The organism is Aminobacter aganoensis (genome assembly GCF_014206975.1).
Classification (GTDB): Bacteria; Pseudomonadota; Alphaproteobacteria; order Rhizobiales; family Rhizobiaceae; genus Aminobacter; species Aminobacter aganoensis.
In genome coordinates this window covers 584,010-596,295 of the sequence record NZ_JACHOU010000003.1, presented here as the reverse complement: position 1 = coordinate 596,295, position 12,286 = coordinate 584,010, and the positions used below count along the sequence as shown (strand labels likewise).

Below are 12,286 nucleotides of genomic sequence, written 5' to 3'. Positions count from 1 at the left end.
TGGAAAGGTGCCGGGACCATGAAAAAGGACAAGGAAAGCAAGAAGGCCGAGGCAGGGCATGCGATGACCGCCGATGCGGCGCCAAAAGCCGGCCCGGTTGAAATCAAGATCGGCAAGGACGAGCGCACCTTCGACATCAACGACCCCAACCTTCCCGACTGGATCGACAAGAAGGCGCTGAAATCGGGCAACTACCCCTACGACGACAAGCTGCCGCAAAAGGAATACGAGCAGACGCTCGAGCATCTGCAGGTCGAACTGGTCAAGCTGCAGGCCTGGCTCCAGGCCACAGGCAAGCGCGTGCTGGTGCTGTTCGAGGGTCGCGACGCGGCCGGCAAGGGCGGCACCATCTCGGCGGTGCGCGAATACATGAACCCGCGCACGGCGCGCAACGTCGCGCTGACCAAGCCGACCGAGACCGAACGCGGCCAATGGTACTACCAGCGCTACGTCCAGCAGTTTCCGACGGCTGGCGAGTTCGTCACCTTCGACCGCTCCTGGTACAACCGGGCCGGCGTCGAGCCGGTGATGGGTTTCTGCACGCCCGAGCAGCACCGGCAATTTCTCGACGAGACCCCTCATTTCGAGCAGATGATCGTCAACGAGGGCATTCATTTCTTCAAGTTCTGGCTCGACATCAGCCAGGAGATGCAACTCAAGCGTTTCCACGACCGGCGCCACAGCGCGCTGAAGAGCTGGAAGTTCTCGCCGATGGACATCGCCGGCATCAGCAAGTGGGACGACTACACCAGGGCGATCGAACTGATGGTCGACAAGACCCACACCAAGCATGCGCCGTGGATCGTGGTGCAGGCCAACGACAAGCGGCGCGGGCGCATCGCCGTCATCCGCCACATCCTGCGCGCGCTGACCTATGACGGCCGCGACCTTGACGAGATCGGCCGGCCCGACGGCAAGATCATCGCCGAAGGCCTGCGATTCCTGAAGGATTGAAGCTCAAAATGCACGGGCCTTGCGATGCGGCGTCTTCGCCCAATGGTGCGGACGCCGCCAGAGCTCGTAAAGCGCGCACCATGCCGCCCATGACAACATCGTCCAATAGACCGGCGTGAACAGGCACAGCTTCCAGAAGCCGCGCCGGTCTCTGGGCTTGAGCACCAGCCAGCCGAGGAACAGGAAGGCACCGTAGCCGAGCAGGATGCTGATGATGTCGAAGGCGACGAGATAGGACTGCCACAGGCTCATCGGCACGTCGAACAGCACCTGTACTGCCAGCCCCAGCAGCATGGCGATCAGCACGAGATGCAGCAGCGACGACAGCACCATGCCGGCAAACAGGATCTGCGTGACGACAAACGACACGAACGGCAGTTCCGATGCCAGCGCGCCCGGCTCGCGCATATGCACCAGCCAGGTCTGGATCCAGCCCTTGAACCAGCGGACGCGCTGGTTGTGCCACGAAACGAGGTCTTCGGGACCATCCTCTCGGGTCGGGCAGGACAGCGTCTCGCAGCGGTAGCCATGGCGGGCCAGGCGCAGCGCCAGGTCGGCGTCCTCGGTGACGTTGTAGGGGTCCCAGCCGCCGACCTCTTCGAGCACGTCGCGGCGGAAGTGGTTCGATGTGCCGCCGAGAGGCAGCATGATCCGGTTGTGGGCGAGCCAGGGCAGAAGGCCACGGAACAGCGCCGCATATTCGAAGCCGAACATGCTGGCGATCAGGCCGGCGCGCCGGTTTGCGATCTCGAGCGGCGCCTGCAAGCATGCCAGTTCGCGATCGGATGCCTCGAAGCGTCGCCAGGCCTCGGCGAGTTGCATCGGGTGGGGCCTGTCTTCGGCGTCGTAGAGCACGACCAGTTCACCGCGCGTCAGCGGCAGCGCATAAGACAGGGCCTTAGGCTTGGTGCGTGGCAGCGATGGCGGCACCAGCACGACCTCGACGCAGGCGCGCAAAGGGTGGGCCCTGATCGCAGCAATGGTTTCGGCGTCGTCTTCCTCGCACACCAGCTTGATCTCGATCTTGCTGCGCGGCCATTGCAGCAGGCCGAGCCCGACGAGCAGGTCGGGCACGACTTCGGCCTCGCGATAGAGTGCGACCAGCACCGAATAGACCGGCAGGTCGGGCGAAAGCGGCAGCGAGATCGGCATCGGCACGACGGGCGGACGGGCAATCGCAGCAATCGCGCGCAAGGCAGAACAGGCAATGAAAAAGGAAACCAGCAAAAGGTGCACGGCAAACAGAGCCAGCATCGGCACGGTGACCATGGCGAATGGCAACAGCACCGTCAGCATGCCGAAGCTGTAGGTCTGCCAAGGCCAGAACACGTTGCGCGCCGAACAATCGGGCCTGTTGTCGTGAAGATTGCCGACGGCAAATCGCGTCAGCATCGGGCGGGAGCGCTCCAGCAAGGCCTCCCGCAACCTGGACGGCGCCACCACCTTGATGCGCAATCGGAGATCCGGGTTGCCTTCGCAATGCTGCTTCAGCAGGCACCAGCCCGCCTGATCCGGCGCAACGATCCCCGTATGGCGCCCCGGCGCCTCGCACAGCCTGGCATGCATGGCCCGGCGGTGGAACTGGGCCCAGCAGGCCTCGTCGTCCATCATCAGCTTTTGCGGCTCGATCGCGGTCAGGAATTCGACCCCGATCTCGCGGGCCATCGCCGCAAAATAGGCCTGCTCCGTGACCACGCCGGATGCCAGCAATTCTGTCTGGAACGTCGTGCCCTGGAAGGCCGCGCGCGAAGCTGTTGCGAGACGTATCCGGTGCGAAACCCCGAGCCGATCCAGCGCCGACTGCAGTTCCGGCAGGCTCGCCAGCGCAAGTTCGTAGACGCTCAGCCCATTGTTATTGGCTTCGAGAAAAGTCTGTTCGGCGACGGATGATCCGGCAGAAAAAAAGGGGCGGATGGCTGCGTGACTGGAGTCTGTCGCAACCATCACGCACCCACGGCCTGCGAGCCGCAAATTTGGATACTTCGATAGTCATCGAACCAAGCCGCACCAACTGCTTGACGCAGCCTGCACGTCGTTGTGCATCCCCCCCGCGGCGACCGGTCCAGTCTCATTGCAACATCCCCAGTGCTGCAACTAACCCCGCGGCAATAATGCATATCGCAACCATCGAGGCTATGCTCCAAACGGGTGAGACTGCCTTTCTCAATATACTTGGATATATGTATGTTGAAATTCAGCTGCCGCCTCTTGCACGGCCGCACAATCGCTTTGCGTGGAAGGTTTCCCGCGGTAAAGCTCTTGCCACCATTTCAGGGCGCAGCGCATCCGCAACGCGTCAGCCAGGGCCGGAGCGCATTCATGAAACCCGCACCGCAGTTGCTTGCGTTCGCGCTTTCGCTCGCGGCATTTTTCGGCCCGGCGCAGGCAGCCGAACCGCAGGTGCCTGTCTTGTGGGACAGCAAGGAGCGCTTGCAGAAGCCCGACCTGTCGACGCTGCCGCGGTTGCGTTTCCTGACGACGACCGACTTCCCGCCTTTCAACTTCATCGACAAGAACGGCAGGCTGTCGGGTTTCCATGTCGATCTCGCCCGTGCCGTCTGCGCCGAACTCGGCATCGCCGAGAAATGCCAGATCCAGGCTTTGCCCTGGGCCGAACTCGACGGCGCGCTGGCTACCGGCGAAGGCGAGGCGATTATCGCCGGCGTGCCGGCGACAGCTGCAACGCGGGAAAAATACGCTTTCTCGCGGCCCTATCTCCAGTTCCCGGCGCGCTTCATCATGCGCAAGGCGCAAGCCGTCACCGAGCCGCTCGTCGAAAAGTTGCAGGGCAAGCGCGTCGGCGTGCTGGCCGGCTCGGCGCATGAACGCGTGCTCCGGGACTATTTCGGCAGCGTGAAGGTCGTCACCTACACCAAGCCGGATTGGCTCAACACCGACCTCAAGGACGGCAAGCTGGACGCCGGCTTCGGCGACGGCATGCGCCTGTCGTTCTGGCTCGCCGGCACGGATGCCGCCGGCTGCTGCCGCTTTGCCGGCGGCCCCTACCTGGCACCGGAATATCTCGGCACCGGCCTGGCGATCGCGACCAAGCCGGACAATGCAGCCCTTGCAAACGCCTTTGACTATGCGCTGCACGAGATCTCGGCAAAGGGCACGTTCGCCGAGCTCTATCTCAGGTATTTCCCGGTCAGCTTCTTCTAGCTGCCACCATCAGGTCAGCATGCGATGGCGCGCCTTGGTGGCGCGCTCGATCGCCGCAAGCGTCAGGGCATCGACGCTGAGGTGCTTGCGCAGAAGCTGCAGCACGCGCAACTCCTCCATGCGCATTTCCAGATCGACGGAGGCAACCTCGAAGGCAGCGGCATAGGCGGTCTCGTGCAGCCGTTCCGGGATCACCCGCCTGGCCGTGTCGAGAATTTCGTCGAGGCCGTTTTCGGCATGCAGCAGCAATTGGCAATCCTGGGCCACCGCAATCAGGCGCTTGGCATCGAAGTCCAGGAAGATCGGCCATGTCCGGACCACCTCGCCGATCCGCGCCAATTCGACATCGGTCATGTCGCGGTCGGATGCGGAAGTGACGACCATCAGGTAGATCAACGCCTCGTGGGCGGTCGGCATGGGCATGAAATTCTCCAGAACGAGGTTGAATGCCACCCGAACTTAGGAACGCCCTGGCCCTCCCGCAACGAAAAATGGCCGGAATCGTTGACGCCCGCGGCATGCGCGCATAGAGCATGGCCATCTTTTGGCGGAATTTCCGCCCAACTAAAAAGGGCTCTCGACATGACGAGATCAAACTCAATCGATCTCAACCCGGAAATCCTCGCGGCCGCTGCCGAAAGCAAGGCCTGGCCGTTCGAGGAAGCCAAGAAAATCGTCGAGCGCTACAAGAAATCCGGCTTTCCCGAGACCGTCCTGTTCGAGACAGGATATGGTCCTTCGGGCCTGCCGCATATCGGCACCTTCGGCGAAGTGGCGCGCACCACGATGGTGCGCCATGCCTTCCACGTTCTGACCGAGGACAAGGTCAAGACCAGGCTCCTGTGCTTCTCCGACGACATGGACGGGATGCGCAAGATTCCGGAGAACGTTCCCGACCGCGCCTTCCTCGAGCCGCACCTGCACAAGCCGCTGACGGCGGTGCCGAACCCGTTCGGCGGCGACTACGCCAGCTTCGGCGACCACAACAACGCGATGCTGCGCCGCTTCCTCGACACCTTCGGCTTCGACTACGAGTTCGCGAGCGCGACCGAATATTACAAGGCAGGCAGGTTCGACGCGATGCTGCTGCGTGCCGCCGAGCGCTATGAGCAGATCATGGCCGTCATGCTGCCGACGCTCGGCGAAGAGCGCCAGGCGACCTACAGCCCGTTCCTGCCGATCTCGCCGAAGAGCGGCCGCGTGCTCTACGTGCCGATGAAGGACGTCGACGCCAAGGCCGGCACCATCACCTTCGACGACGAGGGCACCGAAACCACGCTGTCGGTCACCGGCGGCAGGGTCAAGCTGCAGTGGAAGCCGGATTTCGGCATGCGCTGGGCAGCCCTCGACGTCGACTTCGAGATGTTCGGCAAGGACCACCAGACCAATGCGGTGATCTACGACCGCATCTGCAACCTGCTGGGCGGGCGTGCGCCGGAACATTTCGTCTACGAGCTGTTCCTCGACGAAAACGGCCAGAAAATCTCGAAGTCGAAGGGCAACGGCCTGACCATCGACGAGTGGCTGACCTACGCGCCGACCGAAAGCCTCGGCCTCTACATGTACCAGCGGCCGCGCCAGGCCAAGAAACTGTATTTCGACGTCATCCCGAAGGCCGTCGACGAGTATTACAGCTTCCTCTCCGCCTATCCGCGCCAGGCGTGGAAGGAGCGGCTGGGCAACCCTGTCTGGCACATGCACTCGGGCAACCCGCCCGTCGTCGACATGCCGGTGCCGTTCTCGATGCTTCTCAACCTCGTCAGCGCCTCCAACGCGCACGACAAGGGCGTGCTGTGGGGCTTCATCTCGCGCCACGCACCCGGCGTGACGCCCGCGACGCATCCCGAACTCGACAAGCTGACCGGCTATGCCATCCGCTACTTCGACGATTTCGTGAAGCCGACGAAAACGTTCCGCGCGCCGGACGAAGTCGAGCACCAGGCACTGGAAACCCTCGACCGGGCGCTTGCCGCGCTGCCGGCCGGTGCCGACGGCGAAGCCATCCAGAACGTCTCGCTCAACGTCGCCCGCCAGATCGAGCGCTACCAGGATCACACCAAGCAGAGCCCGGAAGGCGGACCCGGCGTGTCGGGCGCCTTCTTCCAGATGATCTACCAGGTGCTGATCGGCCAGGAACGCGGTCCACGCTTCGGCTCGTTTGCGGCGCTCTACGGCATCGCCGAAACGCGCGCCCTGATCCGCAGCGCGCTGGAAGGCAAGCTGGCGGCGTAAGCCGCGCATCATCTCTTGGCTTATCCCTCCTCCCCGCCCAGATGGGGAGAAGGGATAAGCCATACCGAACAGCGGCACGCGGCGAAGACGCTCCAACAGCCCTCATGGTGAGCCTGTCGAACCACGAGTGCGCCTGGCGTCAACGTCTCTACGGCTGACGCTCTCCCTGAGAGCTCTGGGCAGTTCATCAGCGGCTACTGCGAAATGTGCCTTCTCGCGAACCGGTGCCAGGCGCCCTCGTGGTTCGACAGGCTCACCATGAGGGCTGATCAGCCCGCGATGCCGGTCACCTCGTGTGAAACAGCGGTGCCTGCACGGGCGCGCCTGAGCTATTGTGCCGGCACTTCGACCGCTGGCTCCGCCGGCGGCGCCTCGACCTCGGGCAGGCTCGTCCCGCTCGGAGACAGCGTCATTTCAATGCGCTCCGGCGCAGCCCCGAAGATGCCCTTCTTCTCCGTCTCGGCCTTCTGGCCCGCCTCGGCATAGGGGCCATCGGCATCTGCCCTGGCCCAGCCATTGGCGACCAGCCATTCGCCGACGTCCTGCTTGCCGACGCGGCAGCGGGCGACGATGACGCCGCGCTCCGCATCGGGCGGCACATCGCAGACCACGGCACGCGAGCGCAGGAAGCTGCGGAACGCCGTACGCGCGCGCACGCCGCAGTTCCACTCCTTGCCCTCGAACGAACAGGTCTCGCTCGTATCGACGGCTGACACACCCGAAATGGCCACGCTGAAACCCTTGGCCTCGATCAGGCCGGCGGCAGAGGCGACCGGCCGGAACAACGTCGTGCCGTCCCAGTCGCCGGGCATCTTCGGCTTCGGCGGCAGGGCCAGGCTCAGTTCGCTCAGCGGCGCGCGCGGCGCCTCGCGCACCAGCCCGCCCTGCTCGACCGGCGGTGGCACCACATCCTCCGGCGCAACCGGCCGCGCGGCAGCGTTCGTGTCTGTCGGCAACGCCTGTGGCTCGGTCTCCGCTTCAATCGCGGCGGTGTTCTCCGTTTCGGACGGAGCGACATCCTCGATGTCGGCCTCGTCGATGACATCGACGGACGGTGCCTCGATGGCCGCCAGCCTTTGCCCGCCCAGCGTGACAAGCAAGGTGGCGATGCCGAAACCGGCGGCGGCGATGGCTATGGCTGCGGGACGCATCGACCCTACTGGCTCGCCCAGACGATACGGGCAACCCACTCGACCTCGGTAACCTGGAACCGCCTGTTGGGGTGCTCGGGATTCAGCGACACCAGGTCGATCACGCTTTGGGTCTGGCGCTCCAGCACCTTGGCCATGACTTCGCCCGAGATCGTCTTGACCACGACGCGGTCGCCCTTGCGCACCGCCGCGCCCGGTTCGACGATCAGCACGTCGCCGTTGCGGTAGAGCGGCAGCATCGAGTCGCCTTGCACCTCGAGCGCGTAGGAACTGTCCGTGGCGCGCGCCGGAAGCTCGATCAGTTCCCACCCCTGGCCCGCCGGAAATCCGGCATCGTCGAAGAAGCCGCCGGCGCCTGCCTGGGCGAACCCAAGCAGCGGCACGCCCGCAGCCTGCTCGCGGCCTCTCGCCTTGCCAGCTGCCTTCGCCGGCTCGACAAAACCAAGGAACTCCTCGAGCGAAGAATTGGTGGCGTCGATGATCTTGGCCAGCGACTCGGTGGAAGGCCAGCGCGGCCTGCCGTCGACGGACTGGCGCTTGGATTTGTTGAACGCGGTCGAGTCGAGCCCGGCCTTCTTGGCGAGGCCCGACGCCGAAAGCGAATAGCGCTCGGCAAGAGCGTCGATCGCGGCCCAGACACGTTCATGCGAGAGCATGGCGCTCCCCTTCGGCACAGGAAAAAATACCTTTCGGCATTTAACCACGCCAGCGTCAATTGTCCACCGCCAATGCGCCGGACCGGCAGCCGAAGCGTCAGCGCTCGGATTTCGCCAACGTCCTCAGCCCCTTGTGCGAAGCGATGAAGATGCGCTCTTCCTCGCTTACGTCACGGGGTGCCGCCCCGTCATAGCCCAGTTCGGCCACCAGATCGTCGATCTGTACGAAGCGGCGATTGGTCCGGTCGTAGACGCCGGCGCTGGTCATGATCAGCGCCGCCGTCTCGCCATTGTCGAGCACGAAGCGGTGCTTGCCGATGACCTCGGAGCCACTCCAGGTCTCGATCGAGGAGACGACCTCGAAGCGCTTCCACAGCCTGATCTCGCGCACGAACACTGTCTGCAAACCGCCCAGCATCGGCGCCCAGCGCTTCTTGCGGGCAAGTTCGATCAGGCCGGAGCGCATGAAGATGTCGATGCGGCCGACATCGGCCAGCATCATGTAGCGCGCATTGTTGAGGTGCATGTTGAAGTCGATGTCGGTCGGCAGGCAGCGGAACGACAGCCGGCCTTCATCGCCAAAACGGTAAGGGCCGCGACGGGATGCCGTCGCGGCCATGCGTGCCAGTCTTGCCCAGACGTACATTCTCGCCTCAGGCCGCCTTCTTTTCCTCTGATTTCGCGTAGGGATCGAAGCGCTGGTAGAAGGTGTCGCCCTTTTCGGCCATGTCGATGAGCAGCTTGGGAGCCTTGAACTCGGCGCCGTATTTCTTCTGCAGGTCCTTGGCGATCTTGACGAACTTCTTGGCGCCGATGCCGTCGATGTAGGACAGCGCACCGCCGGTGTAGGGCGCAAAGCCGAAGGCGAGGATCGAGCCGACATCCGCTTCGCGCGGGTCGGTGACGATGCACTCTTCCATCACGCGCGCCGCTTCGAGCGCGATGACCGACAGCAGGCGCAGCTTGAGTTCCTCGACGTCGACGTTCTCGGGCGCCTTCTGCGGATAGAGGTCCTTGAGACCGGGCCACAGCTTCTTCTTTGCCGGCTTTGCCGGATAGTCGTAGAAGCCCTTGGTGTTCTTGCGGCCGAGGCGGCCATGGCTGTCGACCATGGTGTTGATCAGCGCCATCTGGCGTGGATCGACGGCCTTTTCGCCGAGATCGCGGATGGTCTGCTTCATGATCTTCTGGGCGAGGTCGACGGCCGTCTCGTCGGTCAGCGCCAGCGGCCCGACCGGCATGCCGGCAGCCTTGGCGGCATTTTCGATCATCGCCGCCGGCACGCCTTCGATCAGCATCTTGAAGGCTTCCGACATGTAGCGCAGCACGCAGCGATTGACGTAGAAGCCGCGCGTGTCGTTGACGACAATCGGTGTCTTCTTGATGGCGCGGACGAAGTCCATCGCCACCGCAAGCGCCTTGTCGCCGGTCTTCTTGCCCATGATGATCTCGACCAGCATCATCTTGTCGACCGGCGAGAAGAAGTGGATGCCGATGAAGTTCTTCGGCCGGGCCGAATTCTTGCCAAGCGAGGTGATCGGAATGGTCGAGGTGTTGGAGGCAAACACCGACGACGACTTGAGCACGGCTTCCGCCTTCTCGGTCGTCGCCTTCTTGACTTCCGAATCCTCGAACACCGCCTCGACCACGAGGTCGCAGCCGGCGAGATCGGCATAGTCGGCGGAAGGCGTGATCAGCGACAAAAGCTTGTCGCGCTCCTCGGGCTTGGCCCGGCCCTTCTTGACCTGGTCGGAGATCAGGCTGTCGGAATGCGCCTTGCCCTTGTCGGCTGCTTCCTGGTCGCGGTCGACAAGCACCACCGGGATGCCGGCCTTGGCCGTGACATAGGCGATGCCGGCGCCCATGAAGCCGGCGCCGATGATGCCGATCTTCTTGAACTTGGTGTCAGTGATGCCCTCGGGGCGGCGGGCGCCCTTGTTCAACTCCTGCAGCGACACGAACAGCGAGCGGATCATCGCCGCTGCTTCCCTGGTCTGCATGATCTCGGTGAAGTAGCGCTGCTCGATGCGCAGGCCGGTGTCGAACGGCACCAGCAGGCCCTCATAGACGCATTTCAGGATCGCGGTCGCGGCCGGGTAGTTGCCATAGGTCTCGCGGCGCAGGATGGCGATCGCCGGCGGCCAGAGATTGGCGCCCGCGGCCGAATAGACGGGGCCACCCGGCAGCTTGAAGCCCTTCTCATCCCATGGCTGGACCGGCTTCAGGCCGTTCCTGATCATCCCCTTGGCGGTCTCGATCAGCTTCTTCGGCTCGACCACGGCGTGGATCAGGTTCATGCCCTTCGCCTTTTGCGGCGTCAGCGTCTGGCCCGAGGTCAGCATCTGCAGCGCCGACTGCGGGTCGGCGAGCCTCGGCACGCGCTGGGTGCCGCCGGCGCCCGGGAAGATGCCGACCTTTACTTCCGGCAGGGCCATCTTGACCTTGTCCGAGTCCGCCGCGACGCGGCCGTGGCAGGCGAGCGAGAGCTCGAAGGCGCCGCCCATGCAAGTGCCGTTGATCGCCGATACCCAAGGCTTGCCCGAGGTTTCGAGCTTGCGCCACAGCGCGCCCATGCGGCCGGCGTTGTCGAACAGAAGCTTGGCCGCCTTGTCTGCGTCCTTGGCCTTTTCCTTGGCGTAGAGCTTCAGCATCTTCTGCAGCATGGTCAGGTCGGCACCGCCGGAGAAAGTCTCCTTGCCGGAGGTGATGACGGCCCCCTTGATGCCGGCGTCGGCGACGACCTGGTCGATGATCTTGTCGAGCTCGCCCATCACCTCTTCGGTGAAGACGTTCATCGAGCGGTCGGGCATGTTCCAGGTGACGAGCGCGATGCCATCGGCATCGGTTTCGACCGTGAAGTTGGTGTAGGTCATGTCTGTCTCCTTCCGGCCGAAATCAAACGCGTTCGATGATCGTTGCGGTGCCCATGCCGGCGCCGATGCAGAGTGTGACGAGAGCAGTGTTCAGATCGCGGCGCTCGAGTTCGTCGAGCACGGTGCCGAAGATCATCGCGCCGGTGGCGCCCAGCGGGTGGCCCATGGCGATGGCGCCGCCATTGACGTTGATCCTGTCATGCGGGATGTCGAAAGCCTGCATGTAGCGCAGCACCACGGAAGCAAACGCCTCGTTGAGCTCGAACAGGTCGATGTCGGAGAGCTTCATCTTGGCGCGCTTGAGCAGCTTCTCGGTGACGTCGACCGGGCCGGTCAGCATCATCGCCGGCTCGGAGCCGATGTTGGAGAAGGCGCGGATGCGCGCACGCGGCTTGATGCCGAGCGCCTTGCCGGCCTTCTTGGAACCGAGCAGAACGGCGGCAGCACCATCGACGATGCCGGACGAGTTGCCGGCGTGGTGGACGTGGTTGATCTCTTCCAGTTCCGGGTAGCGCTGGACGGCGATCGCGTCGAAGCCGCCCATCTCGCCGGGGATGACGAAAGACGGGTTGAGCTGGCCGAGCGACTGCATGTCGGTGGTCGGGCGCATGTGCTCGTCATGGTCGAGGATGATCAGGCCGTTCTGGTCCTTGACCGGCACGACCGACTTCTTGAAGTAGCCCTTCTCCCACGCCTTTGCGGCGCGCTTCTGGCTCTCCACCGCGTAGCCGTCGACGTCATCGCGGGAGAAGCCGTATTTGGTGGCGATCAGGTCGGCCGAAACGCCCTGCGGCATGAACCAGGCCGGCATGCCGACCGAGGGGTCCATGAACCAGGCGCCGCCCGACATGCCCATGCCGACGCGCGACATCGACTCGACACCGCCGGCAATCACGATCTCGTCCGCGCCCTGGGCGATCTTGGCCGCACCGAAGTTGATGGCGTCGAGGCCGGAAGCGCAGAAGCGCGATATCTGCATGCCCGGCGCCTTGTTGTCGTAGCCGGCCTCGAAGGCGGCCGAGCGCGGGATCACCGAGCCTGCCTCGCCGACCGGGTCGACGCAGCCGAAGATGATGTCGTCGACCTGGGCGGTGTCGAGCCCATTGCGGTCGCGCAGCGCTTCCAGCACCTTGGCGCCGAGACGCACCGCCGGCACTTCATGCAGCGATCCGTCCTTCTTGCCCTTGCCGCGCGGCGTGCGCACGGCGTCATAGACAAAAGCGTCAGCCATTTTTCTGCTCCTTGGTTTCCGGATCGC

At 64.1% G+C, this 12,286-nt stretch carries 10 protein-coding genes; 3 read left to right on the top strand and 7 right to left on the bottom strand.

Going from position 1 to position 12,286, the window contains the following annotated elements; all coding sequences use genetic code 11:
• The first annotated feature begins 18 nt into the window (after positions 1–18).
• Positions 19–954, top strand: coding sequence for a polyphosphate kinase 2 (gene ppk2 / locus GGR00_RS10525; RefSeq protein WP_377864853.1), 936 nt, complete (start codon positions 19–21; stop codon positions 952–954).
• 3 nt (positions 955–957) lie between these two features.
• Here ppk2 and GGR00_RS10520 read toward each other — a convergent pair whose 3' ends face one another.
• Positions 958–2,898 (bottom strand): glycosyltransferase family 2 protein, encoded by a 1,941-nt coding sequence (locus GGR00_RS10520; protein WP_184699409.1) that lies wholly within the window; start codon positions 2,896–2,898, stop codon positions 958–960.
• Between the two features lie 375 nt (positions 2,899–3,273).
• On the opposite strand from GGR00_RS10520, the gene GGR00_RS10515 reads away from it, so the two are divergent.
• A complete protein-coding gene (locus GGR00_RS10515; RefSeq protein ID WP_055971073.1) occupies positions 3,274–4,116 on the top strand; it encodes an ABC transporter substrate-binding protein in 843 nt (280 codons plus the stop codon).
• Between the two features lie 9 nt (positions 4,117–4,125).
• Here GGR00_RS10515 and GGR00_RS10510 read toward each other — a convergent pair whose 3' ends face one another.
• Positions 4,126–4,539 carry a tellurite resistance TerB family protein gene (locus GGR00_RS10510; protein ID WP_055971649.1) on the bottom strand — a complete coding sequence of 138 codons (414 nt, stop codon included), beginning with the start codon at positions 4,537–4,539 and terminating at the stop codon, positions 4,126–4,128.
• 159 nt (positions 4,540–4,698) lie between these two features.
• On the opposite strand from GGR00_RS10510, the gene GGR00_RS10505 reads away from it, so the two are divergent.
• Entirely contained in the window at positions 4,699–6,348 is a 1,650-nt protein-coding gene (locus GGR00_RS10505) for a lysine--tRNA ligase (RefSeq protein WP_055971076.1), read from the top strand.
• A gap of 329 nt (positions 6,349–6,677) precedes the next feature.
• Here the strand turns inward: GGR00_RS10505 and GGR00_RS10500 are convergent, their stop codons facing one another.
• The 5 genes from GGR00_RS10500 to GGR00_RS10480 form a co-directional block, all read right to left on the bottom strand.
• A complete protein-coding gene (locus GGR00_RS10500; protein ID WP_055971079.1) occupies positions 6,678–7,499 on the bottom strand; it encodes a thermonuclease family protein in 822 nt (273 codons plus the stop codon).
• A gap of 5 nt (positions 7,500–7,504) precedes the next feature.
• A complete protein-coding gene (locus tag GGR00_RS10495) occupies positions 7,505–8,155 on the bottom strand; it encodes a S24 family peptidase (protein WP_055971082.1) in 651 nt (216 codons plus the stop codon).
• A gap of 97 nt (positions 8,156–8,252) precedes the next feature.
• Positions 8,253–8,801, bottom strand: coding sequence for a thioesterase family protein (locus GGR00_RS10490; RefSeq protein ID WP_055971085.1), 549 nt, complete (start codon positions 8,799–8,801; stop codon positions 8,253–8,255).
• Positions 8,802–8,808: 7 nt separating this feature from the next.
• Positions 8,809–11,028: a 3-hydroxyacyl-CoA dehydrogenase NAD-binding domain-containing protein gene (locus tag GGR00_RS10485; RefSeq protein WP_184699408.1), complete on the bottom strand. Its 2,220-nt coding sequence runs from the start codon at positions 11,026–11,028 to the stop codon at positions 8,809–8,811.
• A 22-nt stretch (positions 11,029–11,050) separates the two neighbouring features.
• Positions 11,051–12,259, bottom strand: coding sequence for an acetyl-CoA C-acetyltransferase (locus GGR00_RS10480; RefSeq protein ID WP_184699407.1), 1,209 nt, complete (start codon positions 12,257–12,259; stop codon positions 11,051–11,053).
• Positions 12,260–12,286 lie beyond the last annotated feature (27 nt).

Bases quoted from the DNA above. Each gene is read 5' to 3' on its own strand.
- GGR00_RS10505 (WP_055971076.1), top strand. From the start codon at position 4,699: ATGACGAGATCAAACTCAATCGATCTCAACCCGGAAATCCTCGCGGCC.
- GGR00_RS10495 (WP_055971082.1), bottom strand. From the start codon at position 8,155: ATGCTCTCGCATGAACGTGTCTGGGCCGCGATCGACGCTCTTGCCGAG.
- GGR00_RS10490 (WP_055971085.1), bottom strand. From the start codon at position 8,801: ATGTACGTCTGGGCAAGACTGGCACGCATGGCCGCGACGGCATCCCGT.
- GGR00_RS10510 (WP_055971649.1), bottom strand. From the start codon at position 4,539: ATGCCCATGCCGACCGCCCACGAGGCGTTGATCTACCTGATGGTCGTC.
- GGR00_RS10485 (WP_184699408.1), bottom strand. From the start codon at position 11,028: ATGACCTACACCAACTTCACGGTCGAAACCGATGCCGATGGCATCGCG.
- ppk2 (WP_377864853.1), top strand. From the start codon at position 19: ATGAAAAAGGACAAGGAAAGCAAGAAGGCCGAGGCAGGGCATGCGATG.
- GGR00_RS10520 (WP_184699409.1), bottom strand. From the start codon at position 2,898: ATGGTTGCGACAGACTCCAGTCACGCAGCCATCCGCCCCTTTTTTTCT.
- GGR00_RS10515 (WP_055971073.1), top strand. From the start codon at position 3,274: ATGAAACCCGCACCGCAGTTGCTTGCGTTCGCGCTTTCGCTCGCGGCA.
- GGR00_RS10500 (WP_055971079.1), bottom strand. From the start codon at position 7,499: ATGCGTCCCGCAGCCATAGCCATCGCCGCCGCCGGTTTCGGCATCGCC.
- GGR00_RS10480 (WP_184699407.1), bottom strand. From the start codon at position 12,259: ATGGCTGACGCTTTTGTCTATGACGCCGTGCGCACGCCGCGCGGCAAG.